General features: G+C 60.1%; 28 protein-coding genes. 15 read left to right on the plus strand and 13 right to left on the minus strand.

Annotation, left to right across the window (positions count from 1 at the left end):
* Positions 1-13: 13 nt before the first annotated feature.
* Positions 14-928, minus strand: a complete 915-nt coding sequence (znuA, locus tag ACB034_RS10935) for a zinc ABC transporter substrate-binding protein ZnuA (RefSeq protein WP_371172825.1) — start codon at positions 926-928, stop codon at positions 14-16.
* Between the two features lie 95 nt (positions 929-1023).
* On the opposite strand from znuA, the gene znuC reads away from it, so the two are divergent.
* On the plus strand, positions 1024-1788 hold the full coding sequence (gene znuC / locus ACB034_RS10940; RefSeq protein WP_371172826.1) for a zinc ABC transporter ATP-binding protein ZnuC: 765 nt from the start codon (positions 1024-1026) through the stop codon (positions 1786-1788).
* A gap of 21 nt (positions 1789-1809) precedes the next feature.
* Positions 1810-2589, plus strand: a complete 780-nt coding sequence (gene znuB / locus ACB034_RS10945) for a zinc ABC transporter permease subunit ZnuB (RefSeq protein ID WP_026456077.1) — start codon at positions 1810-1812, stop codon at positions 2587-2589.
* A 97-nt stretch (positions 2590-2686) separates the two neighbouring features.
* Here znuB and ACB034_RS10950 read toward each other — a convergent pair whose 3' ends face one another.
* On the minus strand, positions 2687-3604 hold the full coding sequence (locus ACB034_RS10950) for a LysR substrate-binding domain-containing protein (protein ID WP_042071046.1): 918 nt from the start codon (positions 3602-3604) through the stop codon (positions 2687-2689).
* Positions 3605-3695: 91 nt separating this feature from the next.
* On the opposite strand from ACB034_RS10950, the gene ACB034_RS10955 reads away from it, so the two are divergent.
* Positions 3696-4553: a DMT family transporter gene (locus ACB034_RS10955; protein ID WP_042071044.1), complete on the plus strand. Its 858-nt coding sequence runs from the start codon at positions 3696-3698 to the stop codon at positions 4551-4553.
* Positions 4554-4566: 13 nt separating this feature from the next.
* On the opposite strand, the gene ACB034_RS10960 is transcribed toward ACB034_RS10955, so the two are convergent.
* Positions 4567-5148: a uracil-DNA glycosylase family protein gene (locus tag ACB034_RS10960; RefSeq protein ID WP_042025941.1), complete on the minus strand. Its 582-nt coding sequence runs from the start codon at positions 5146-5148 to the stop codon at positions 4567-4569.
* 98 nt (positions 5149-5246) lie between these two features.
* Between ACB034_RS10960 and rarD the strand changes: the two genes are divergently transcribed.
* The gene (rarD, locus tag ACB034_RS10965) at positions 5247-6134 is read left to right on the plus strand and encodes an EamA family transporter RarD (protein ID WP_042025872.1); all 888 of its coding nucleotides are present in this window, start codon (positions 5247-5249) and stop codon (positions 6132-6134) included.
* Here rarD and ACB034_RS10970 read toward each other — a convergent pair.
* A complete protein-coding gene (locus ACB034_RS10970) occupies positions 6116-6850 on the minus strand; it encodes an ABC transporter substrate-binding protein (RefSeq protein WP_268855389.1) in 735 nt (244 codons plus the stop codon). The two genes, rarD and ACB034_RS10970, sit on opposite strands and share 19 nt — an antisense overlap.
* A gap of 44 nt (positions 6851-6894) precedes the next feature.
* Between ACB034_RS10970 and ACB034_RS10975 the strand changes: the two genes are divergently transcribed.
* A complete protein-coding gene (locus ACB034_RS10975) occupies positions 6895-7230 on the plus strand; it encodes a GIY-YIG nuclease family protein (protein WP_371172827.1) in 336 nt (111 codons plus the stop codon).
* Between the two features lie 75 nt (positions 7231-7305).
* Here the strand turns inward: ACB034_RS10975 and pspG are convergent, their stop codons facing one another.
* The 4 genes from pspG to ACB034_RS10995 all read right to left on the minus strand — a co-directional run bounded on the left by pspG (position 7306) and on the right by ACB034_RS10995 (position 9379).
* Positions 7306-7524 carry an envelope stress response protein PspG gene (pspG, locus tag ACB034_RS10980; RefSeq protein WP_042025875.1) on the minus strand — a complete coding sequence of 73 codons (219 nt, stop codon included), beginning with the start codon at positions 7522-7524 and terminating at the stop codon, positions 7306-7308.
* 45 nt (positions 7525-7569) lie between these two features.
* On the minus strand, positions 7570-7776 hold the full coding sequence (locus ACB034_RS10985; RefSeq protein ID WP_026457503.1) for a PspC domain-containing protein: 207 nt from the start codon (positions 7774-7776) through the stop codon (positions 7570-7572).
* Positions 7777-7778: 2 nt separating this feature from the next.
* On the minus strand, positions 7779-8441 hold the full coding sequence (gene pspA / locus ACB034_RS10990) for a phage shock protein PspA (protein ID WP_342017684.1): 663 nt from the start codon (positions 8439-8441) through the stop codon (positions 7779-7781).
* Positions 8442-8650: 209 nt separating this feature from the next.
* Positions 8651-9379, minus strand: coding sequence for a 1-acylglycerol-3-phosphate O-acyltransferase (locus ACB034_RS10995; RefSeq protein ID WP_371172828.1), 729 nt, complete (start codon positions 9377-9379; stop codon positions 8651-8653).
* Between the two features lie 164 nt (positions 9380-9543).
* On the opposite strand from ACB034_RS10995, the gene ACB034_RS11000 reads away from it, so the two are divergent.
* The 9 genes from ACB034_RS11000 (at position 9544) to ACB034_RS11040 (ending at position 16866) form a co-directional block, all read left to right on the plus strand.
* On the plus strand, positions 9544-9918 hold the full coding sequence (locus ACB034_RS11000; RefSeq protein ID WP_371172829.1) for a hypothetical protein: 375 nt from the start codon (positions 9544-9546) through the stop codon (positions 9916-9918).
* 51 nt (positions 9919-9969) lie between these two features.
* Positions 9970-12012 (plus strand): protein-disulfide reductase DsbD family protein, encoded by a 2043-nt coding sequence (locus tag ACB034_RS11005; protein ID WP_371172830.1) that lies wholly within the window; start codon positions 9970-9972, stop codon positions 12010-12012.
* A 10-nt stretch (positions 12013-12022) separates the two neighbouring features.
* Positions 12023-12769 carry a DsbA family protein gene (locus tag ACB034_RS11010; protein WP_371172831.1) on the plus strand — a complete coding sequence of 249 codons (747 nt, stop codon included), beginning with the start codon at positions 12023-12025 and terminating at the stop codon, positions 12767-12769.
* Between the two features lie 3 nt (positions 12770-12772).
* Positions 12773-13294, plus strand: a complete 522-nt coding sequence (locus ACB034_RS11015) for a protein disulfide oxidoreductase (RefSeq protein WP_371172832.1) — start codon at positions 12773-12775, stop codon at positions 13292-13294.
* Positions 13295-13593: 299 nt separating this feature from the next.
* Entirely contained in the window at positions 13594-13878 is a 285-nt protein-coding gene (locus ACB034_RS11020) for a J domain-containing protein (RefSeq protein ID WP_026458058.1), read from the plus strand.
* A 6-nt stretch (positions 13879-13884) separates the two neighbouring features.
* A complete protein-coding gene (locus ACB034_RS11025) occupies positions 13885-14415 on the plus strand; it encodes a hypothetical protein (protein ID WP_216993652.1) in 531 nt (176 codons plus the stop codon).
* A gap of 12 nt (positions 14416-14427) precedes the next feature.
* The gene (locus ACB034_RS11030; protein ID WP_042025944.1) at positions 14428-15195 is read left to right on the plus strand and encodes a hypothetical protein; all 768 of its coding nucleotides are present in this window, start codon (positions 14428-14430) and stop codon (positions 15193-15195) included.
* A gap of 11 nt (positions 15196-15206) precedes the next feature.
* Positions 15207-16109, plus strand: a complete 903-nt coding sequence (locus ACB034_RS11035) for a hypothetical protein (RefSeq protein ID WP_371172833.1) — start codon at positions 15207-15209, stop codon at positions 16107-16109.
* Positions 16110-16425: 316 nt separating this feature from the next.
* A complete protein-coding gene (locus ACB034_RS11040; RefSeq protein WP_197064454.1) occupies positions 16426-16866 on the plus strand; it encodes a hypothetical protein in 441 nt (146 codons plus the stop codon).
* Between the two features lie 199 nt (positions 16867-17065).
* On the opposite strand, the gene ACB034_RS11045 is transcribed toward ACB034_RS11040, so the two are convergent.
* From ACB034_RS11045 to tnaC, 3 genes are all read right to left on the minus strand, one after another.
* The gene (locus tag ACB034_RS11045) at positions 17066-18280 is read right to left on the minus strand and encodes an aromatic amino acid transporter (protein ID WP_371172834.1); all 1215 of its coding nucleotides are present in this window, start codon (positions 18278-18280) and stop codon (positions 17066-17068) included.
* Between the two features lie 83 nt (positions 18281-18363).
* A complete protein-coding gene (tnaA, locus tag ACB034_RS11050) occupies positions 18364-19821 on the minus strand; it encodes a tryptophanase (RefSeq protein ID WP_042072637.1) in 1458 nt (485 codons plus the stop codon).
* A 179-nt stretch (positions 19822-20000) separates the two neighbouring features.
* The gene (tnaC, locus tag ACB034_RS11055) at positions 20001-20120 is read right to left on the minus strand and encodes a tryptophanase leader peptide (protein WP_082037478.1); all 120 of its coding nucleotides are present in this window, start codon (positions 20118-20120) and stop codon (positions 20001-20003) included.
* Between the two features lie 701 nt (positions 20121-20821).
* On the opposite strand from tnaC, the gene ACB034_RS11060 reads away from it, so the two are divergent.
* The gene (locus ACB034_RS11060) at positions 20822-21073 is read left to right on the plus strand and encodes a hypothetical protein (protein WP_042025886.1); all 252 of its coding nucleotides are present in this window, start codon (positions 20822-20824) and stop codon (positions 21071-21073) included.
* A 140-nt stretch (positions 21074-21213) separates the two neighbouring features.
* Here ACB034_RS11060 and ACB034_RS11065 read toward each other — a convergent pair whose 3' ends face one another.
* Positions 21214-21426, minus strand: a complete 213-nt coding sequence (locus ACB034_RS11065) for a hypothetical protein (protein ID WP_026457462.1) — start codon at positions 21424-21426, stop codon at positions 21214-21216.
* Between the two features lie 64 nt (positions 21427-21490).
* Positions 21491-21814, minus strand: a complete 324-nt coding sequence (locus ACB034_RS11070; RefSeq protein WP_371172835.1) for a hypothetical protein — start codon at positions 21812-21814, stop codon at positions 21491-21493.
* Positions 21815-22081: the final 267 nt, after the last annotated feature.

Here is a 22081-nt window from a genome sequence, read left to right on the forward strand (position 1 = left end):
GACAAGGACAGGCTTAACGGCACTGGGCGAAGGCATCCGCCAATTGCTGCATGAACTGGGGATAGCCATCCGGACCGAGCGGCACCTGCTCACCCACTTCGTCCAGCAGCAATACCCTGGCCCCGGTATTGCGGGCTACCGACTCTATGACGGCGGGGGAAAACTGCGGTTCGGCATAGATGCAACTGGCCTGCTTCTCTTCCAGCGCCTTGCGGATCTCCACCAGCGTCCTGGCTCCCGGGCGGCGTTCCGGACTCACGGTGAAGTGGCCCTTCGAACTCATGCCGTAGTGGCGCTCCCAGTAGCCATAGGCTTCATGGAACACGAAATATCCCTTCTGGTTCACCGCCTTCATCTGTTCGGCAATGATCTTGTCCTTGGCATCGACCTTGGCATCAAAGGCGGCGAGATTGGCCTCATAACGAGACTTGTTGGCCGGATCCTGCTTGCCGAGCTCGACGGCGATGGCGCGAGCGATGACCTTGGCCTGGGTCGGTCCCAGCCAGAGGTGGGGATCGATGCCCTCGTGGTGATGTCCCTCATGGCCATCGTGGTCATGACCTTCATGTTCTTCATCTGCGTGCTCTTCGTGCCCCTCCTGCTTGGCGTAATCAAACAGCGGCATGCCCTCGACCTGGGTCAGGGTCAACACATGAGAGTGGTTGGCCAGTGGTTTGGCCATGAAGCCTTCCAGTTCAGGGCCAACCCACACCACCAGATCGGCGCCATTAATGCTGCGAATATCGGAAGGACGCAGGGAGAAATCATGAGGAGACGCGCCGGTGGGCAGCAGAACCTTGGGCTCGCTCACGCCGTCAGTGATGGCGGCGGCGATAAAACCGAGGGGCTTGATGGTAGTCAGTACCTCGAGGGCACGAACGGGCAAACTCACTGCCAGCAGGGCAGTGATCAGGGCAAGAATTCGCATTGAGGGTCTCGTCAGCAGGTGTCATTGTGATAATATAACAAACCAATTTTTTTGTTATATTATAACTCTCACTGGCTGTAAACCCCGGAGTTGTCATGACCCAACTGGTGGAGCTGAAAGAGGTCAGTCTGTCGTTCGATGGACGCTCTGTGCTCGACAAGGTCTCCTTTTCCCTCAATAAAGGCAAAATTACCACCCTGGTCGGCCCCAACGGGGCAGGCAAAAGCACCCTGAGCAAACTGGTGCTGGGCCTGCTCACCCCGGATTCCGGCGAGATCAACCGTAGCCGTGATTTACGGGTCGGTTATGTCCCCCAGCGCCTCTATCTCGATCCCACCCTGCCGCTGACGGTTCGCCGCTTCCTGCAACTGGGCAAAAACAGTCGCCTCTCCATTGAGGAGGCACTGGGCCGAGTCGGCGCCCAGGAGTTGCTGGACAACCGAATGCAGAAACTCTCAGGCGGCGAGATGCAGCGGGTGCTGCTGGCCCGCGCCCTGCTGGTCAAACCCGAGCTGCTGGTACTGGACGAACCGGTACAGGGGGTCGACATCAACGGCCAGATCGAGCTCTATGCCCTCATCGGTCAGCTGGCCGCCGAGCTCAACTGCGCCGTGCTGATGGTCTCCCACGACCTGCACCTGGTGATGGCCAGCACCCACGAGGTGATCTGCCTCAATCGCCACGTCTGCTGCCATGGCGAGCCGGAGAGCGTGGCGCGCCACCCCGAATTTGCCCGTCTGTTCGGGCGGCCCGAGCAGGAGGTACTGGCGGTCTACACCCACCATCACCACTGCGACGGCGAACACCATCATCATGAACCGCAGGCTCCCGTCATTCGCCTGCCCTCTCGCAACAAATAGCGCAAGCAATAGGACCTTCAAGTGGACAGCTTTCTGTTATATGCCCTCGCGGCAGGTCTCGGCATCGCCCTGCTGGCCGGCCCCCTCGGCAGCTTCGTGGTATGGCGCAAGATGGCCTATTTCGGCGACACCCTCTCCCACGCCTGCCTGTTCGGCATCGCGCTGGGTATCCTGCTGCAAGTGGATCTCACCCTGGCGGTGGTGGTCTGCTGCCTCGCCATGGCCATGCTGCTGGTGATCATGAGCCGCAACCAGCAGGTGGCCACCGACACCCTGCTCGGCATCCTGGCCCACAGCGCACTGTCGCTGGGTCTGGTTACCTTGAGCTTTATGGACAACGTGCGGGTCGATCTGATGGCCTACCTGTTCGGTGACCTGCTCTCGGTGCAGCCGATGGACCTGATCTGGATCTATGGTGGCGGCGCCCTGGTGCTGCTCACCCTGTGGCGATTGTGGGATCCCCTGCTCTCCATGACCATCTCGGAGGAGCTGGCGCGGGTTGAAGGGATCCGGGTCGATGTGCTGCGCTGCGTGCTGATGTTGCTGATTGGCCTGGTGATCGCCGTGGCGATGAAGTTTGTCGGGGCTCTGATCATCACCTCGCTCTTGATCATTCCCGCTGCCACCGCTCGCCGCTTCAGCCAGACGCCGGAGCAGATGGCCGGCTTTGCCGCGCTGATCGGCTGCCTGGCGGTACTGGGCGGCCTCACCCTCTCTTGGTATCAGGACACCCCGGCCGGTCCATCGGTCGTCGTCTGCGCCACCAGCCTCTTTATCCTGAGCCAGTTCAAACGCGCTTAAACATCGCACCTCCTGATAGCGGTGGACTCTCCACCGCTATCAGGGCACGCCCGGGATCGGCCCCTCGGCCATCCAGTCTCTTTATCCAGAGCACAGTTCAAACGCGCCTGAGCGGCTCCGTCTCCCCGGGGCGCAGGCTGGCCTGCGCCTCCTGCCAGAGCCACTGGCGCAGCCGGTTGATGGCGGGCTCATGGGCCCGCGAGCGCTTGCAGACAAAGTAGAAGTTGTCCCCGGTCTCGAGGGCATGCAGCGGCAAGCGCACCAGACGGGGATCCTCCGGCTGCAGCATGTAATCGTTGATGAGCGCCACCCCCTGATCCCAGTTGGCCGCCTCCAGCGCCAGCAGGATATGGCTGAAGTGGTGCATTCTTGCCTCGGGCGCAATCATCAGCCCGCCCGCCTCCGCCCAGCGTCGCCAATCCTCCCCCTTCTCCCTGTAAATCGCCTGGATGGAGAGCAACGGCAGCTGCCACAGGGCTGCCGGCCACTCCCCCTCCACCTGCTGCCACAGGCGCCGGCTGCACACCGGCATCAACCGCTCCCGATAGAGCAGATCGTGGACATAGCCACGCCCCTCGGGGGAGACGGTGATGAAGCAATCCGCCACCCGATCAGAAAGCTCGGGATCCTCTGCCACCATCTCCAGGCTCAGATCCAGTTCGGGGTAGAGTTGGCGCAGACCGGCCAGGCGCGGGATCAGCCACTTCACCGCAAACGAGCTGTAGACCGCGAGGCGCAGCCGCATCTCGCCGCCACCACGCAGTTGCTCGCTGCACTGGGCAATCTGGGCCAGGCCCGCAGCAATGCCCTCGAAATAGACCTCCCCTTGCGGCGTCAATGACAGCGCTCGCCCCTGACGCAGCAGCAGCCGCTCCCCCAGAAAATCCTCCAGCAAGCGGATCTGGTGGCTGACCGCGCTCTGGCTGACGTTGAGCTCAAGGGCGGCGCGGGAGAAGCTCAACAAACGGGCAACCGCCTCAAAATATTGGACGGCGCGCAGGGGGGGCAATTTCATTATCCAAAAATCTCATAGATGGTTATTTTTTATCATTTTACTGGATAACTGCGCCCGAGCTACCCTTCTCTACTCTGAAACGGGAGGCGGTATGAATGCAGTCGGGATCGGCATCCTCTATCTGGTGCTGGGCAACATGGTGGCGGTTTTTTCTGATGCGCTGGTCAAGGTGCTGGAACCGAGCCAGCCCGTCTTTCAGTTTGTCTTTTTCCGCCAGCTCTCTGCCGCCATCCTGCTGGCCCCCTGGCTGCTCTGGTCGTGGCGTCGCCACCCGCCGGTGGCGCTCAAGTGGCATCTGCTGCGTGCCCACATCTGGGCGGTCGGCGTCTGCCTGATGGTGATCGCCCTCACCCGCTTGCCACTCGCCACCGCCAACGCCCTCTTCTACGCTGCGCCCCTGATGATGGTGCCGCTGGCGGTATGGCTGGCGGGGGAGGCCATCTCGCGCCAGAAGGTGTTGACGGCCTTTATCGGCTTCGTCGGGGTGCTCATCGTGCTGCGCCCGACCGAGGTGAACTGGGCTGCACTCGCGGCACTCGGGGTGGCGCTCTCCATGGCGGTCAACAATTTGCTGATCAAGCGGATCCCGCTCAAGCAGCCCATCGCCCAGACCCTGTTCTTCACCAATGTGCTGAGCATGCCCTTCATCCTGGCGCTGGCCTTCTGGGAAGGGGGAGAGTGGCAGTGGCAGATGTGGTGGCCAGCCTTCGGCTCGTCGGCACTCATCATGGTCTATGCCGGATTGTGCGTGATGGCCTATCGCAAGGCGGAGGCGAGCAAGATCGCCTCGGCGGAATATACGGGCCTGTTGATGGCTGTCGCCATCGGGGTGTGGCTGTTTGACGAGCAGCCCGGCCTGCCGCTGCTGCTGGGCTGTCTGTGCATCATATTGCCGCTGGTGGCCATGGCCCGTGGCAAGCCAAAACCGCTGGCCGAACCTGCGGTCTGAACAAAACCGAGGGTCACACCAGCAGGGGAGCGACCCTCTTCCTCAGGTGCGGGAGCACATCCTGCTCGAACCAGGGATTTTTCCTGAGCCAGAAGGTGTTACGCGGTGAAGGGTGCGGTAACGGCAGCCAGCCGGGCCCGTACTCTGCCCAGCTGCGCACTGTTTCGGTCAGCGACCCCTTGCCCGACTCGCGCAGATAATAGTTTTGCGCGTACTGGCCGATGAGCAGGGTCAGCTCGATATTGGGCAGCAACATCAGCACCTTGTCGTGCCAGGTCGGGGCACACTCGGGCCGAGGCGGCAGATCCCCCGACTTGCCCTTGCCGGGGTAGCAGAGGCCCATCGGCATGATGGCGATGCGGGATTCATCGTAGAAGGTGGCCTTGTCCACTCCGAGCCAGTGACGCAGCCGGTCGCCGGACGCGTCGTCCCAGGGGATGCCGCTGGCATGAACCCGGGTACCGGGCGCCTGGCCGATGATCAGCAGACGAGCACTCCCGGCCCCCCGGATCACCGGGCGCGGCCCTAGCGGCAGATGGGCTTCGCACAGACGGCAGGCCCTGATTTGCTCAAACAGGATATCGATACGTTGCATGGGGCTCATAGTAACAGCTTTTCCCGGTTTCCCTCTTGTGAAAGCCAAACGAGACACATATCATCTCAACGCGCGTTTAATTTAATAAACAGGTGATCATGAAAAACTGGCTAGGTACAGGCACGGCCGCCCTCTCCTTCATTCTGTGGGGCATGCTGCCGCTCTATTATCAGTTCATGCCCGAGGTCAACATGTGGGAGCTCATCTCTCACCGGGTGCTCTGGTCCGTGGTGCTGCTGGGTGCCCTGTTCGTGCTGATCGGTCACAAGGTTCCCTGGGCCAGCCTGCGCGGCGAGCCACGCCAGCTTGGCCTCATCCTGCTGGCGGGCCCCGTCATGTCCATCAGCTGGTGCATGTTCACCTGGTGCCTGACCACCGGCCAGGTGCTGGCAACCAGCCTCGCCTTCTTCATGACACCGCTGTTCAATATCGTGTTCGCCGTGCTCTTCCTCAAAGAGAGGCTCACCCCGCAGAAGCACCTGGCGGTCGCCCTGGCGCTGGCGGGGCTCGCCTACATGCTGTTTTGCTACGGCCAGTTGCCCTGGTTCTCCCTCATCATGGGTGCCAACTTCGCCCTCTATGGCCTCATCAAGAAGAAGATCCACTACGACACCGGCACCTGCCTCTACCTTGAAGCGCTGGTGCAGCTGCCCGTCGCCCTGTTGCTGATCGGCCTGCTGGCGTGGCAGGGCGAGGGAATGTTTGTCAATGGCGATCTGACCGACAAGCTGCTGCTGATCGGCAGTGCTCCCGCTACCCTGCTGCCGGTGGGATTGTTCTGCTACGCCGTCGCCAGAACCCGGATGAGCACGGTGGGATTGTTGCAATATATCGAGCCGAGCCTCGCCTTCCTGATCGCCATCTACTGGTTTGGCGAGACGCCGGATCCGGTGAAATCGGTGGGATTTGCCTTCGTCTGGGCCGGCCTGCTGGTCAGCCTGCTGCCGCTGCATCGCCTCAGACGACCTCAGGGGGCGGTGCGGTAGGACTCCAGAACCTGGTGCCAGCGGGGATCCCTGTCCATCTGCTCGGCGATGTCGTTCAATCTGGTATGCAGATCGCGGCGAGACTTGGGCAGCAATATATGGCGGGAATAGGTGGACTGGGCAAAGGGAGAGACGAACAGCTTGCCCTCGAACGCAGGATCCCGGGTGAAGAAGGCCAGCGCCGAGCCCGGGACCAGGGTCACATCAATACGGCCCCGCACCAGCATGCTGAAATTGCTCTTCACCTTCTTGGAATCATGGCGAATGACCTCTCCCCTCGCCACGGCCTCATCAATACCCTGGTAGCGATACCCCTCGACGCCCCCGAACACCAGCCCCTTGAGTGAATCCGGCCCGTGATAGATGACCGGCTTGTTCACGCTGGAGATGAGTTCGTTGGTATCGCGCATGATGGGCAGGGTCCAGAGGTAGCGTTCGCGCATGGGATCTCCCATCCAGGCCGGATTGACCCAGGCAACCAGGCAGTCGAAGCCGGGATCCGACATCTCCAGCGCCAGTCTGGCACGATTGACCGGCCAGAGTTCTATTCTGGGTTCACCCCCCAGCTTTTCATTGAGATACTTGACCAGCTCCCGACTCATCCCCGCATCAGGCCCGGTGTTGAAAGGGGGATGCTGATGGTAATCGTAGAGACGGAGCGTCTCTCCCATCGCGGGTGTCGCCAGTAGGAACCACAACCAGAGCCAGAATCGCATTGCACCTCCCAAGGTTAGCCTTGAGTTTGGCACAGAGAGCACGAATGAAAAAATCCGCGGCACAGCCCGCCTTATCTTCCTCCCCGCCCACCGACTGGTTCGTCTATATGGTGCGCACGGCCACAGGAGCCCTTTACACCGGGATCAGCACGGATCCGGGTCGCCGCCTGCGCCAACACCAAAGTGGCAAGGGATCCCGTGCCCTGCGTGGCAAGGGGCCGCTTGTCCTGGCATGGCAACAGCAGGTAGCAGACAAGGGCACGGCCCTGCGCATCGAATACCGTCTCAAGCAGCAGCCCAAAACGGTCAAGGAGCGGCTGATGCAGGAGCCCGCCTTCTGGCCGGCTTGGTATCGGGAGTGGCAATCCCGGCACGTTTGAGCGCCAACATAAAAAAGGCCACTCTATTGAGTGGCCAACAAAGGGAGTTCGGGAAGCATTAACAACGTATGACAACTAGAGGTAGGTGTTGGTGCGGCGCTTGCGGTTGCTGATGAGCCAGCAGACCACCAGTACCAGCAGCAGCCAGGGCGCCAGCTTGATGATGAGAGCAAGCATGCCGCCCAGGGCTCCCAGCAGCACGAACAAACCGCTGACCAGCAACATGGCAATCAGGGTAAAGCCGGTCAGCGCCATGATCACCAACACCACCAGCAATACGAAAAATTCCAGCATATCTTGCTCCTTACAGAGGATGAGGCCGACTCGCTGACCCTGCGGTCAATCCAGCCAGCGTTTCAATTCATAACGGGGTGGCATCACCAGCACTGCCAGCAGATAGGCGGCCAGAGTCACCGGCGGCAGCAGGATCAGGGCGATCAGTGCCACGATTCGCACCGTGACACGGGAGACCCCCAGCCGATTGGCAATCCCGGCGCACACCCCGGTCAGTTTGCGATGCACCAGATCCTTGGGCCAGGGGCGCATGATCACACCTCCGCCTTCTGGCCTTTCAGGCGAGCCAGCTCACGCTCTATCTCGTCATTGAGCTCCAGCTCGCGGAACTGTGCCTCGAGCGAAGGATTTTGGCCCAGGGTCGCCGCTTCAAGCTGGGCTTCCAGCTGATCGATCCGCCCCTGAAAACCGTCGAAACGGGCCATCAGCTCATGCATCCGCTGGTTGTCGACCTGGGCGCGGGCCCGCAGCCGGCTGTGGGCAGTTTGTTCGCGCAGGGTCAGCATTTTCTGCTTCTCGCGGGCCTCGGTCAGCTTGGCCGCCAGCCGCTCGCTGTCGGCGGTCAGCTGGGTCAGCACCTCGGCTACCCGGGCCTTGTCCTGCTCCAGTTGCTCACAACGCCTGACCTCGGCCAGCTTCTCGGTGAGGGCGGCGCGAGCCAGATCCTCACGCCCCTTCTGCAGGGCAAGCTCGGCCTTGGTCGACCACTCCTGGATCTGGTGCTGCAATGTCTGCTGGTGCCGCTCCAGCTGTTTCTGTTCGGCGATGATGCGGGCGGCCTGGGTACGCATCTCGACCTGGACCTGCTCCATCTCCTCGATCATTAGGCGCAACATCTTTTCCGGCTCTTCGCTCTTGTCGAGCAGGCTGTGCAGGTTGGCATTGATCACGTCGGTCAGGCGGCTGAATACGCTCATGGTCTGGCTCCTTGTTGATGGGATGGTTAGCTCTTCTCAGAGCATTACAAGTGCCGTGCCAAGATATTTTTATGTTGTTTTACAATGAGATGGGAATTGATGGTACCGAATGACCGGCAATGAGTTAGCGAATATCACCAACAAAATGGTGAAATTCACCAATAAAAAAAGGGAGCCAGCGGCTCCCCTTCATTTTGCGCGACGAGGCGTCATGCGGCCTTGTGGTGGCCGAGCTTGCTGTCCAGTTCGGCCAGCTTCTCCTCCATCCGGCTACGGCAGACCTCGGACAGCTCACGGATGCCGGCGGCGCCGTGTTCCTTGCTGCATACCGGAGCCATCACCTCCAGCAGCACCTCGCCGTTGTCCCAGCGATTGAGGTCGATCTGGCCAAAGTAGCTGGAGCAGACGATGGGCACCACGGGTACCTCGGCCTGCACGGCAGTATGGAAGGCGCCAGCCTTGAACGGCAGCAGGCCACGCCCCTGGGAGCGGGTCCCCTCCGGGAACATCCAGATGGAGGTGCCGCGCGCCTTGATGCGATCCACCACCTGGCCAATGGTGCCAATGGCGCGGGAACGGTTGGATCTGTCGATCAGTACGTTGCCGGAGAGCCAGAAGATGAGGCCGAAGAAGGGCAGCCACAGCAGACTCTTCTTGCCCACCGCCACCACGCCGGGTTGCACGGCGCCGGTCACGGTGAAGATGTCGTAGTTGCTCTGGTGGTTGCAGACATAGACCGCCGGCCCCACCGACTTGACCGCCTCATCCACCATCACCTTGACCCGGATCCCGATCAGCGGGCACACCGCGTGATACATGCGGGCAAATACATAGACGTTGTTGGGGTGACGCGGACGGGCCAGACAGAGCAGCAGACCGAACAGGAACCAGAAGACGAGCAGCAGACCAAGCAGCAGCACACGGGCAAGTTTGAGCATCGAACACCTCGAATTTGAACTCGGCGCAGTATACTGATCCCCCTTTTAGCGAACAAGCGTTCGCCAGACAGAACTGACCAGGCTCACCGCCACGGCCGGGGCCTCGGCTTGCCCCGCTTGCCATTGCTCGCTAGGATGTGGCCATCTTGATGGACGGGGCGAGTATGATTCACCAACAACGCGTGGCGAAACACCTACTGCTGCTGGTCTGCCTGCTGGTGCTCAACTGTGCGGCCCAGCCGCTGGCCCGGCTGGCCCTGCTCGATCAGGCCATCGGCTGCCAGATCCAGCTCACCCAGGTGACGGACGACGAGCAGGCCGAGGCCAGCCCCAGTCCGCAACACACCAGTTGCCAGCTCAATGGCAAATGGCTGAGTGCCACCACCCTGCTCTGCATCGAACAGATCTTCTTTGCCGTCGCACTGCTGATCGCCCTGCTGGCGCCGCTCTGGCGCTACACGCCACCCTTGCCGCCCCCCAGGGCCATCTCGCCGCCGGAGCGGCGTCTGCACCTCACCCTCTGCGTCTGGCGGGAATGAGCCCGGCTGCGTTCTTCGTCAGTCATCACTCATTTTTGCGAGACCAAACAGATGTCAAATCTCTTCAAGGCAACCCTGCTGCTGGGTTGCTTGCTGTGGCAATCCATAGGATTGGCCAGCGACACGGGCTGGCTCACCAGCCCCCAGAACGATCACGCCAGGGTGCGGCTGCAGGCCGACCGCAGCGCACCGGAGAAGGCCCGCATCCTGCTCGATGTCGAACTCGAGTCAGGCTGGAAAACCTATTGGCACAGCCCGGGTGAAGGGGGGATTGCGCCCCAGATCCTGTGGGACGAGCCGGTCGAGGCGTTCCAGTGGCGCTGGCCCGCGCCGCGCCATTTCGAGGTGGCCGGCCTCAGCACCCAGGGTTACGAAAAGAGCGTAAGCTTCCCGCTCAGCCTGAACTATCCCGCTGACAAGCCGCTCAAGGGGACCCTGCGCCTCTCGACCTGCAGCAATGTCTGCATCCTCACCGACTACCCCTTCACCCTCGCGGCCGGAGGCGAGGCGCCGGCCGGCTTTGATTTTGCCTATGCGAAGGCGGCGAGCAACCTGCCCCAGCCACTGCCCCCCGATATCCGGATCAGCCTGGGTTATCAGCAAAACCAGCTGCAACTGATGGCCGAGCGGCCCGCCGGTTGGCAAACACCGGCGCTCTTTATCGATACCCTTGAAGGGGCGGAATTCGGCAAGCCCGAGCTTGAAGTGAAGGAGACCACCCTGATCGCTCGCGTCCCGGTCAGCGATGGCTGGCAGGGGGATGCACCTGACTTGCGCGGCAAGGCGCTCGGAGTGTTACTCACCAGCGGGGAGCAGGCCTGGCAGGGCCAGGCCCCCATCGGCGAGCCCCTGAACCTGCCCGAACCGAGCCAGCCCCTGTTCTGGTTGCTGGGGGCGGCGCTGCTTGGCGGCCTCATCCTCAACCTGATGCCCTGCGTGCTGCCGGTGCTGGCCCTCAAGCTGGGTTCCGTGCTGCAACACCAAGAGCAAAAACAAAGCGATGTGCGCAAGCAGTTTCTCGCCGCCAGCGCAGGCATCGTCACCTCTTTCTGGGTGCTGGCAGCCATGAGCAGCCTGCTGCGCGCTACGCAGGGGGCGGTCGGCTGGGGCATCCAGTTCCAGAGCCCGACGTTCATCGGCTTCATGGTGCTGGTGACCCTGCTGTTTTGCGCCAATCTGCTGGGGTTGTTCGAGATCCGTCTGCCCAGTTCCCTCACCACCCGGCTCGCCACCCGCGGTGGCCAGGGTCTGGGTGGCCACTTCCTGCAAGGGAGCTTTGCCACCCTGCTGGCCACCCCCTGCTCGGCCCCCTTCCTCGGCACAGCTGTGGCGTTTGCGCTGGCGGCGCCGCTCGGCCAGCTCTGGCTCGTCTTCACGGCACTTGGGATCGGCATGAGCCTGCCCTGGCTGCTGGTGGCGGCCGTGCCGCGCATCGCGCTCTGGCTGCCCAAACCCGGCCGCTGGATGAGCCACCTGCGCCTCCTGCTCGGGCTGATGATGCTGGGCTCCAGCCTCTGGCTCACCAGCCTGCTCGGCAATCATCTGGGCAGCACGACCACCGGCTGGCTGATGGTGGTCATGGTGTTGGTGCTGCTGGTAGGTATCATCTGGCGTTACGGCATCCGGGGCTTCACCCTTGCCCTCTCCCTCTCGGCCCTCATCGGCGGAGCCCTGCTGCTGGGAGGTGCGTTCACCGTTCAGGGCAGCAACAGCGTCGATCGGGTAGTCTGGAAGCCTCTCTCGGAGCAAGCCATCACTGCGGCGCTGGCCCAGAAGAAACGGGTCTTCGTCGATGTCACCGCCGACTGGTGCGTGACCTGCAAGGCCAACAAATACAACGTGTTGCTGCGCGATGAGGTACAAACCGCCCTCTCGGCCCCCGATGTGGTGGCCCTGCGCGGCGACTGGAGCAGACCCGACGACGCCATAGCCGCCTTCCTGCGCAAGCGCGGCGCCGCAGCCGTCCCTTTCAACCAGATTTACGGCCCCGGCCTGCCACAGGGGGAGACCCTCTCGCCCCTGCTCGATCAGGACGACCTGCTTACTCTGTTGAGCCAGGCGGGCCTCATCCGCCCCGGCATAACCCGATTCTAAGGAGAACCTCATGAAACCGACTCTCAGCACCCTCGCCCTGTTTACCGCCCTCTCTGCCGGCATGCTGACGGCGCCGTCCCTGCACGCCGCGCCCTTTACCCCGGAGCAGGAGGCGCGCATCAAGGAGCTCATTCGCGAAACCCTGGTCGCCAACCCCAAGATCCTCGACGAGGCGGCCGAATCCTGGGAGAAGCAGAACGCCGCGGCCCAGGCAGCCCAGCTCGGCGACTTCATCAAGGGCAACAAGGATGTGCTGTTCAACAGCACCACCAGCCCGCGCCTTGGCGCCAAAAATCCCAAGCTGACCCTGGTGCTGTTCACCGACTACAACTGCCCCTACTGCAAGCAGTTCGATCCCCAGGTTGCCAAGCTGCTCAAGGCCTACCCCAACGATCTGGGGCTGGTGATCAAGCTGCTGCCATTCAAGGGGCAGAGCTCCGCCAAGGCGGCCCAGTACAGCCTGACCCTGTGGCAACAGGATCCGGCTCGCTTCCTCACCCTGCACGACAAGCTGATGAGCAAGCAGGGCATGTTGACCGAGGCGGACATCAACAAGGCGCTGGCCGCCACCGGCAACACGGCGCTCAAGCCCGATGCCAAGACGACCGAGGAGCTGCGCAACAGCTTGCGCATCGGCACCATCCTGGGGGTGCAGGGCACGCCGGCAACCCTGATCGGCAACCAGCTGGTACCGGGGGCCATCCCCTATGAGGAGCTGGAGCAGCTGGTAAAAGACGAGCTGGCCAAGCTGGGGTAAATCATGGCGACCACACCCACCCGGCCCCGCTGGCAACGCTGGGGCAAGGAGGCGCTCTGGCTGTTGCTGATGGCGCTGGTTATCTCCACCCTGCTGGATTTGTGGCGCAGTCCCACCCTGCCTGAGGGAGCCATGAGCGCCCCCATTACCCTGCAGGATGGCACCACCACGGATCTGGCAACACTGAGCCGGGGCAAGCCGCTGCTGGTCTACTACTGGGCCAGCTGGTGCGGGGTATGCCGTTACACCACGCCGACTGTGGAGACCCTGTGGCAGGAGGGGGAGAACGTGCTGACAGTGGCGCAACGCTCCGGCAGCGACGCCCAACTGCGTGAAGGGATGGCGAAGAAGGGGCTCACCTTTCCCACCCACAATGACGAATCGGGAGCGCTCGCCGCCCGCTGGCAGGTGGGGGTGACCCCCACCTTCCTCATCGTCAAGGATGGAGAGCTGGTAAGCAGCACCACGGGCTGGAGTTCGGGGCTCGGGCTGACGCTGCGCCTGTGGTGGGCGAGCCTTCACTAACCCGGCGCCACGCCAATTGCAAATGCCCGGCCATGCCGGGCATTTTTTCAACCGCCGTCACAGATAGCACCTCTCGCCATTGCCAGAATGGTAACAATCGGCACTTACGCTGTGTCTGACGCCATTCGTCCGCCTGCCAACGAGCCCGGTGATGCAACTTGCTCGCCATATCATCGCCAATGCGTGGCGGTGCGGATCCGTTTCCGTTAAAATGACGGGTTTTTGCCGTGCCTGGTTTGCCAAGCCCGACCAGGCACCCGCAGTGTGAATTCCAAGATGCCAGTGAGGCAGGATCTGCCATGAACAACTACTTTCGGGTGCTGGGCGTCAAGTCCAACGCCAGTGAAAACGACATCAAGAAAGCCTATCGACGGCTGTCGAACCAGTACCACCCCGACAAGCTGATCGGGGCCACTGACGACGAGAAAGAGCAGGCTGCCATCAAGCTGCACCAGATAAAGCAGGCCTATGAAGTGCTGTCCGATCCAAAGCAGCGGGCCGCTTTTATCAAGGATTTCAACAACGTTATCGTGACCGATCCCGCTTCTGCCATGCAGGAGATGTGGGACCAATTCTACCCCTGAGGCATCATGCAAAAAAAATGGGATCAGGCACGACTCAAGACCCTCTTGAGCGATGCCAGTGAAAATATCGAATCCTACCGGGATCAGGACGATCCCAAGGCGCTGGAACAGTTCACCGGCAAGATGAAGGCCCTGCTGCTGGCCGACATGAGCATGCTGGAGTTTATGCCCGAATACCTGCCGCTCGCCCTCTATGGTCGGGTGCAGTTTCCGCCCAAGGCCAAACCGCAGTGGACCCGCTGGCTCACCAGTGGCGAGCAGCCCTCCTGGGACGAGTTCAAGGTGTCGGTGGCGTTCAGCAACGCCGAACTGCCGCTGGTCAAAGCGGTGCGCGCCCAGAGCGAAGATCAGCTGATGGAAGCCTGCGCCGTGCTGTTCCAGCTCGACAATCCGCTGCCACGCGGCAGCCGCCGTGCCGATGATGACTATGAGCTGCGCGACGACGAGGATGAAGACGGGGAAGATGCCGACGCCGACTACAATGGCGATGAACACGACGACGGCGATCAGGATATGTACGACGAAGTACGTTTCTAATTGGGGCAACGCATGAACAACAGTCTGATAGAAATTACCGCCATCGAGATCAAAGAGCTGGCCGTGGTCGAGCCGAAGCAGGCCAGCGAGAAGTTCGAGCTGATCGCCAAGACCATGTCTGACGATCAGCTGGCAGAAGTGATTGAAAACATTGATATCGTCACCCTGACCCAGATCAACGGCCAGCACGACATCTCCTTCCCCTCCATCATCTCCGAGCTGATGACCCCGGAGCGGATCCGCGACATCGTCTGCCAGCAGCCCCTCTACTGGGAAGAGGCGATCAAGAACAACGCCGACGAGTTGCAGCAGCACACCTTCGACTTCCTCAACTACCTGATCCGCACTCAGGAGAGCGAAGCCAAGCAGCGCGAGATCCTCGAGTGCGTGGCCGAAGACCCGGCCGGCCTCTTCTACCTCGCCATCCCCTTTATCGAGTTCTATCGCGGCGATCGCTACGAGGATGACGAAGGCTATCGCGACGTGCTGCACGCCGAGGAGGAAGATCTCGAAGAGTCCCTGCGCTACAGCGAACGCCAGCAGAGCGAGGATGTCCACGACTACGCCCTGGATGACCCGAGAAGCCTGCTGATGCTCATTCGCGAGCTGGCCCCCGAGGTGGAAAAATCCATCAAGGCGCTGCTGCGCAATGAACACTCCACCTGGGACGGCATCATCAACAAGTTCGCCGCCGAGCTGGTGATGCAGGCCAAAGAGAAGAACAAGGTCGAGGAAGACGAGTACGGCGACGTCGACGACATGTTCAGCTTTCTGGATTAAGGAGCCCATTCATGCAGTTAGTCATTCGCGATGCCAACCAGGGCCCCTTTCTCACCCAGGTGCTGCGCTTTGGCCGCGACAACGAGCGTTTGAGCCAACAGCAACTGGCCGCCATCAAGGGCAAGGCGGTGCTGATGAGCCTCAAATTCGCCGACAAGTACTACAACAAGTACAAGATGCACCTGCTGGAACAGGCCGCCCACGACGTCATCGGTGTGGTGAGCTTAGGGTTGCAGGAGCTCTCCCAGCGGGATCCGGCCAAGGCGCTGGCCCTGTTGCAGGCGCCGGAGGGGCCCATCAAGCCGTTCCAGAAAGGCTGGTCGATGCTCATCACCGTCAGCCCCAGGCAGACCGGCAACAGCCTCTACGGTGATGTGGATGCACGCCTGCTGGACAAGATCTCCAGCCCCCCCGATGTGGAGGAGTGGCAGGGGTGGCAGGAGTACGAGAAGGCGCTGGCCGAGCACAACAAGAACCGATTGATGGGGCTTATCGACCAGCACTTCTTCGCCAGCGAGAACGATCACCCCACCATGGAAGACAAGCTGGCCGAGGCCCTGCTCTATCGCATTCTCTGCGGCAAAGGCAGTGGCGCCGCCCCGCTCAAGGTGAAGCAGGATCTCAAGCGTAAGCTGGCGCGGGAGATTAAGCTCAAGGAGGAGTGGTACGACACCGACCATCTGGCGACCCAGCTCGCCCTGATGCTTGGCGAACTGCCCGCCGACATGGCCGCGGCGATCCGCCAGGAGCTGAGCCCGGGCTTTGTGCCCAACCTCCTCCATACCCTCGGCTTTGTGCGCCAGTACCAGCTGCTGCAAAAAGAGAGCGCCTCGCCGGAGAAACTCGACAGCTTCGAGATGCGCGCCGGTATCAAGCACCCGCTGCTCGGTTGGCCCCTCTATCACGACTTCTGATGGCCAGCCTGCCAACAGGCGGCTCTCTTTGTAATCCAACGCCCGGCTTGCCGGGCGTTGTGCTATCCGGCAACCAGCACAATATTTCCCCCCGAGATCAAAAACAGGCCTAGAGATCAGCACACATCGAATGACTGGTATTTTTCATCACAGCACGGAATAAATAAACACTGAGAGAAGCCGCAGGAAGGAGGATATCGGTCACAAAAGGGAGCCATTTGATTTTGGTATGCTCTCGATTAATATGCCCGTGATTCACACTCACAGTTCAGTGCATTAATCCAAGTCCTATCCACTATTATCCATGAGACACATCATGAAAATGAAATACTTGGCGATCATCGCAGCTCTTTTCCTGTCGCACACCGCCAATGCCGGCCCCTATGGGGATGATCTTGCGAAATGCCTTGTAGAATCAACAACAAAAGATGACAGAACGTCTCTCGTCAAGTGGATGTTCGCCTCGGCATCGGCACACCCTGCCGTCAAATCCATCAGCAACGTATCACAAAAAGAACTGGATGATTCCAATGCCACGCTGGGCAAACTCTTTACCAAATTATTGACCAGTTCATGCCGGGATCAGGCAACCAAAGCACTGACTTATGAAGGGACCAATACCATCAGTACCAGCTTCCAGTTATTGGGTCAGGTCGCCGCCAGCGAATTGTTTTCCGCTCCTGAAGTGCAGAAGGCCATGTCTGGTATTGAGAAAGGAATCGATAAGGCAGAATTTGAAAAGTTGATGAAAAAATAATTTGGCCAGAAGGGAGTGCGGGGGAAATATCGTCATCTCCCGGATGAAATTAAATTGGCCATGATTTATTGATCCGTTGGCTGGGTAACAGATCTCATGTTGCCGCTTAACGAATCCATCTTGCCTGTTACCTCCCCTCTCTCCTTATAACAACGCCCGGCTTGCCGGGCGTTGTGCTATCCGATTTCTGCCTGCGCCACTACCCGGTGAAGATGGGCAGCAGGTTTGCCATATTGAGCATATGGAACAGCGCGATCAGGATGCCAAACAGGATCACCCCCATCACCATGCCCTGGCCGCCCGGTGCCACGAAGCCCTGATCTCCCCCTTCCGCCTTGCGCGCCTTCATCACCAGCAGGGCCGGGACTATGCAGGTCCAGACGGTGGCGGCCGCTCCGGCGTAACCGATGGCGATGATAAAGCCGAATGGAAACAGGAGTGACATCAGGAGCGGCGGCAGAAAGGTCACCGCCCACGACTTGGCGCGGCCACGGCGACTGTTGTCGAACTTGAACAGATCCGCCAGGTAATCAAATACCCCGAGCCCCACCCCGATAAAGGAGGAGAGAATCGCCGCCATGGAGAAGGCGTGCACCGCATGGTCGACCCTGCGGGAGTCGATCACCGATCCCAGCGCATTGAGCAGCGCATCCACCTCGCCCCCTTGAGCGATGACGGGGCCAAACTGCTGGCGCGGCAGGTTGCCGAAGATGCTCACCAACCAGAGGATGTAGAAACCGAGGGCGATCAGGGTGCCCCCCAGAATGGCCCTCTTGGCCTTGTGTTCGCTCCCGTAATAGGCCCGCATCGAGGCCACCGAGTGGTGATAACCGAACGAGGTCAGCGCCACCGGCAGCAGGGCCAGGGCGTAGGGGGCATACCCCATCTCCTGGTGCATGGAGTCAAACAGCTGATCCACATTGACCCGCATCGCCAGCCCGGAGACCCCGAACACGAAGCTCAACAGCATGAAGGCGATCAGCACCACCGAGATCCGGTCCACCGCCCGGGTCGAGTGCCACACCAGACTGGAGAAGAGCAGCACAAACAGCACGGAGGCGATCTTGCTGTCGATGCCGAGCAGCCCATGCAGGATCAGCCCGGACGAGGTGATATAGGCGTAGAGCAGGATCCCGCCGACAAAATAGACCGCCAGGTTGTTGAACATATTGACCCTGGATCCCAGCAGATCCCGGGTCACCGTATTGAAGGAGACGGTCAGCTCGTAGCCTTTGAATGCCTCCAGCAGCATCCAGCCCGAGACCGTCATCACTATCATGGTCAGGGTGATGACCAGAGTGGACCAGCTGGCCCAGGCCCCCGCCCCGGCGCTGGGCAGCCCCAGCATCCCTGCCCCGACACAGACGCTCGCTATGATACAAGCGCCCCCCACTATGGATGGATTTTTGGCCATCGTATTCCCCCCCTGTCTTATTCCCTGAATGCAGATTCAAAAAAGGCACAGAATCTTCTGTGCCTTGCTTTGCTTATTGGTTGTTATGCTTCGGCCAGCTGTCTGGCCGTCGTCGCCGTATTTGGCGCCACCTCTTCAAGCCGGGCGGTGAAGTGACGCAGTACCGGCGGCTCGTAGGTGAAGGTCAGCCCCTTGATATTGGCGGCGTTCTTTTTGACCTCCTGGAAAGCCTCAATGATGAAGTCCATGTGGGTCTGTGTGTAGGTGGCGCGCGGTATGGTCAGGCGCAGCAGCTCGGCCGGGCAGGCCATCTGCTTGCCGGTGGCCGGGTCACGGCCCTGCAGCAGGGAGCCTATCTCGACCGCGCGGATGCCGGCGACCTTGTAGAGCTCGCAGGCCAGAGCGTGGGCCGGGAACTGATCCGCCGGGATGTGGGGCAGCAGCTTGCCCGCATCGACGAAAGCCGCGTGACCCCCTGCCTGCTGGCAGACCACGCCGATCGCCTCCAGCCCATCCACCAGGTACTGCACCTGCTGGATGCGGTAGGCGAGCCAGTCCTGGCGCATGCCGTCGCGCAGGCCGACCGCCAGCCGCTCCATAGCGCCCCCTTCCAGACCGCCATAGGTGGGGAAGCCCTCCTGTACCACGCACAGGGTGCGGCACTCGTTGTAGACGTCCAGCATCGACTCGTCCTTGAAGCAGAGCAGGCCGCCCATCTGCACCATGGCGTCCTTCTTGGCGGACATGGCGAGGCCGTCGGCATACTTGTAGGCCTCACGAGTGATCTGCTCGATGCTCCAGTCGGCGTAGCCGGGCTCGCGCTGCTGGATGAAATAGGCGTTCTCGGCGAAACGGGCGGAGTCCATGATCACCGGGATCTCGTATTGACGGGCGATGGCATAAACCGCCTTGAGGTTGGCAATGGAGACCGGCTGGCCCCCGGCCGAGTTGCAGGTGATGGTGCTGACGATATAGGGCACGTTGGCCGGACCCGCTTCCAGGATTGCCGCCTCCAGCTTGTCGAGATCGAAATTACCCTTGAAATCGGCGGTGACGCTGGTGTCGAACGCTTCCTTGGTATAGACGTTCTTTGCTACGCAGCAGTTGATCTGGGTATGGCCCTGGGTGGTGTCGAAGAAGTAGTTGGAGAGCGCCACCATCTTGCTGCGATCCAGCCCCTTCTCCTGCTCACGCTTCTTGATGAGAACCGGAATATAGATCTGCTCGGCGCCGCGCCCCTGGTGAGTCGGGATGGTCAGCTCGTAGCCGAAGATCTCCTGCACTGCCTTGCGCAGGGCGTGGAAGCTGCGGCTGCCGCTATAAGCTTCGTCGCCGCGCATCATGGCCGCCTGCATGTCCTGGGTGATGGCGCCGGTGCCGCTGTCAGTCAGCAGATCGATAAAGACGTCTTCGCTGTCGAGCAGGAAGGGGTTCATACCGGCCTGCTTGATGGCGGCCTCGCGGTAGTCACGAGTAGTGCGTTTTACCGGCTCAATGACACGAATGCGAAACGGCTCGGGCAGGTGTTTGAAATGTTCCATGGTAAACCTCGGCATTATTTGGCGAACAGGATCGCCATCCGGCGCAAATTAAAGGATGCGCAGGAAAATAGATAAATAGAGACCCGGTTTGGCTACATATGGCGACAAACCAGATTTCAGAAACAGAATGTCAGCACAGGAAGATGCGCAGAAGGGGCCGCCGGCCCACAACGGAAGGCTTATTTGATTGGGAAGAAGAAGGCTATCTTGCGATCAAGATTGAACCATTTGCAGGAAGTGAATGTGCGATTCATGGTGCCCACCCAGTTGAAAATAAAATGTCGATATGACCAGCTCATTATGAACAGAAGGCATCCGGGTTCAATACGCCAGATAAGTAAACTGGGATCTTGATAACATTTTATACAACTCTTTTTGTAACGGGAGTGACGCTCGCCCCGTCACGGCATAGAGCCAAGCGCAGCCAAATAAAGTGTAAACATAATAACATCAAGCGTAACGCTTTGTATTTATTGATATTTGGCAACTTATTCAATACAAAAAAATATAATAAATCATCCGCCTACCGGGTGATTTCACCAACGGATGGCCATCAGTCCATGTTAAATTTTGTTGCACTTGCAATCAGCTTGGTTCCCCCTCCTCCCCTTATCAAGGACCATCATATGCCCCTGTTCCTGGCCGCAAGATGACCAACTGATGGCCAACCTTTTATATCCATCTGTATTCAAGAGATTAAGGTCAGGGGTCGTCACTCAATATAGAAAAGAGAAACCCGGAAATACGCTACCCGTTGGAATGAGATGAGAGGTTATTAATCAATTGATAATTTAACAGACAGATTAAATCGACTCGTTACGTTCACTATCATCGGCATTTCGTGATAAACAGCCTCCCCAACAAAAGCTCTGGATATATCCAGTCATCTTGTCTACCCCCTTTGCGCAATTGTGCCACCAGGCTCAGCGTTTATAATTCCCGCCTGATATGAAGTGGGGTATTTGACAAGATGAGCAGAAAACCGGATCGCATTACCGCGATGCAGCAGATCATTGATGCCGTCAAACAGGAGTTCCCCCTCTATCAGGCCGACACCTTCAAATGCGGCCCCGACAACACCTGCATCGGCTGCCCGAAGAAACTGATGGAACTGGTCGATACCGAGCTCTGCTACTGGCAATACCAGATCAATCGCGGCATCCCGCCCACCTTTGACGAGCTATCCAGCTTTGGCAAGATGTGCCGCAATATCCGGCGGGCCCTGGTGCGCAACGGCCGGATCCCCGCCTGACCATTTCACTACGTCATACACCTCTGATACGACTGGCGGAGTGAAGCCAGCGCTCCCGCGCCCTGAGCCGACACGCCAAAATTGAAGAAGGAGCCTTATCGGCTCCTTCTTGTTATCTGTGGTGGCGCAGCCTGACCTGATCAGGTCAGGTAGTAGCGCCACATCCGCACCGGCTCCGAGTAACCAACCCGGATGCAAAACGGCGAGAGGTCCTGATTGGCCTGCTCCAGCGTGAGGGTCTGCTGGGCATCCTCCTCGCACCACTGCACAAAATCGTCGCTGTTGAAGCTGTAGTGATCCCCGTGAAAGATCCCGTGAGCCTCGATAAGCCCGATGGCTTTTTCTGTTTCCATGATTGGCCTCCTGGCACTGGGGTGTCCCCTTCCAGTTTAGGCCCCGGGCAGGAAGTTGGCAGAGTCAAGGGGTGATGGTCCACATGGCGCTATCCATCCCTGTCTCGCGAAAATCGATGACCACGGGATACTCGGTGCCGCAGCCCGTCACCGTCCAACGCTCCTGCCAGTAGCGACTACCCGGCTCCCCCTTGGGCAGTTGCAGCACGGCGGGCACAAAACGTTCCGGCGCCTCGCAACCCTTGGTTGCCACCCAGCCCGCGACACCGACCATGGCATCCCGGATCAGTTGCTGGTTGGCCATGGTCCCCGCCTGCACAGGTTCACGGGTCTCGGCATGCAGCGGCAATAGCCAGGCAGCACACAACAAAAACAGGGCAACTCTCATCCTCTCACCTTCCTTGCATCAACAACGCCAACATTTGATTCGATTGGCACTTAACCATCATGCCCTTAAAGACGCCCGAACAGAACCCGCTATATATGACGACGGCAAGAATCGGAATCGCTTTGCTACTATCCCTCTTACCTGGCAACAAAAACCATATCGAGCCGCAGCGTAATCGATCGCACCGCAGACTCCATGCCAATGGAAAAGAAGATCTGATGGATGACCGGTAACCTTGCGGTAACTTGTTTTCGCGAACGTCTGATT

It is taken from the genome of Aeromonas sp. S18(2024) (assembly GCF_041402525.1).
GTDB classification, from domain to species: domain Bacteria; phylum Pseudomonadota; class Gammaproteobacteria; order Enterobacterales; family Aeromonadaceae; genus Aeromonas; species Aeromonas enteropelogenes.

Coding starts and splice junctions, on each gene's coding strand:
- znuA (WP_371172825.1), bottom strand. CDS start 928: ATGCGAATTCTTGCCCTGATCACTGCCCTGCTGGCAGTGAGTTTGCCC.
- znuC (WP_371172826.1), top strand. CDS start 1,024: ATGACCCAACTGGTGGAGCTGAAAGAGGTCAGTCTGTCGTTCGATGGA.
- ACB034_RS10950 (WP_042071046.1), bottom strand. CDS start 3,604: ATGAAATTGCCCCCCCTGCGCGCCGTCCAATATTTTGAGGCGGTTGCC.
- ACB034_RS10955 (WP_042071044.1), top strand. CDS start 3,696: ATGAATGCAGTCGGGATCGGCATCCTCTATCTGGTGCTGGGCAACATG.
- ACB034_RS10960 (WP_042025941.1), bottom strand. CDS start 5,148: ATGCAACGTATCGATATCCTGTTTGAGCAAATCAGGGCCTGCCGTCTG.
- rarD (WP_042025872.1), top strand. CDS start 5,247: ATGAAAAACTGGCTAGGTACAGGCACGGCCGCCCTCTCCTTCATTCTG.
- ACB034_RS10970 (WP_268855389.1), bottom strand. CDS start 6,850: ATGCGATTCTGGCTCTGGTTGTGGTTCCTACTGGCGACACCCGCGATG.
- ACB034_RS10975 (WP_371172827.1), top strand. CDS start 6,895: ATGAAAAAATCCGCGGCACAGCCCGCCTTATCTTCCTCCCCGCCCACC.
- pspG (WP_042025875.1), bottom strand. CDS start 7,524: ATGCTGGAATTTTTCGTATTGCTGGTGGTGTTGGTGATCATGGCGCTG.
- ACB034_RS10985 (WP_026457503.1), bottom strand. CDS start 7,776: ATGCGCCCCTGGCCCAAGGATCTGGTGCATCGCAAACTGACCGGGGTG.
- pspA (WP_342017684.1), bottom strand. CDS start 8,441: ATGAGCGTATTCAGCCGCCTGACCGACGTGATCAATGCCAACCTGCAC.
- ACB034_RS10995 (WP_371172828.1), bottom strand. CDS start 9,379: ATGCTCAAACTTGCCCGTGTGCTGCTGCTTGGTCTGCTGCTCGTCTTC.
- ACB034_RS11000 (WP_371172829.1), top strand. CDS start 9,544: ATGATTCACCAACAACGCGTGGCGAAACACCTACTGCTGCTGGTCTGC.
- ACB034_RS11005 (WP_371172830.1), top strand. CDS start 9,970: ATGTCAAATCTCTTCAAGGCAACCCTGCTGCTGGGTTGCTTGCTGTGG.
- ACB034_RS11010 (WP_371172831.1), top strand. CDS start 12,023: ATGAAACCGACTCTCAGCACCCTCGCCCTGTTTACCGCCCTCTCTGCC.
- ACB034_RS11015 (WP_371172832.1), top strand. CDS start 12,773: ATGGCGACCACACCCACCCGGCCCCGCTGGCAACGCTGGGGCAAGGAG.
- ACB034_RS11020 (WP_026458058.1), top strand. CDS start 13,594: ATGAACAACTACTTTCGGGTGCTGGGCGTCAAGTCCAACGCCAGTGAA.
- ACB034_RS11025 (WP_216993652.1), top strand. CDS start 13,885: ATGCAAAAAAAATGGGATCAGGCACGACTCAAGACCCTCTTGAGCGAT.
- ACB034_RS11030 (WP_042025944.1), top strand. CDS start 14,428: ATGAACAACAGTCTGATAGAAATTACCGCCATCGAGATCAAAGAGCTG.
- ACB034_RS11035 (WP_371172833.1), top strand. CDS start 15,207: ATGCAGTTAGTCATTCGCGATGCCAACCAGGGCCCCTTTCTCACCCAG.
- ACB034_RS11040 (WP_197064454.1), top strand. CDS start 16,426: ATGAAAATGAAATACTTGGCGATCATCGCAGCTCTTTTCCTGTCGCAC.
- ACB034_RS11045 (WP_371172834.1), bottom strand. CDS start 18,280: ATGGCCAAAAATCCATCCATAGTGGGGGGCGCTTGTATCATAGCGAGC.
- tnaA (WP_042072637.1), bottom strand. CDS start 19,821: ATGGAACATTTCAAACACCTGCCCGAGCCGTTTCGCATTCGTGTCATT.
- tnaC (WP_082037478.1), bottom strand. CDS start 20,120: ATGAGCTGGTCATATCGACATTTTATTTTCAACTGGGTGGGCACCATG.
- ACB034_RS11060 (WP_042025886.1), top strand. CDS start 20,822: ATGCAGCAGATCATTGATGCCGTCAAACAGGAGTTCCCCCTCTATCAG.
- ACB034_RS11065 (WP_026457462.1), bottom strand. CDS start 21,426: ATGGAAACAGAAAAAGCCATCGGGCTTATCGAGGCTCACGGGATCTTT.
- ACB034_RS11070 (WP_371172835.1), bottom strand. CDS start 21,814: ATGAGAGTTGCCCTGTTTTTGTTGTGTGCTGCCTGGCTATTGCCGCTG.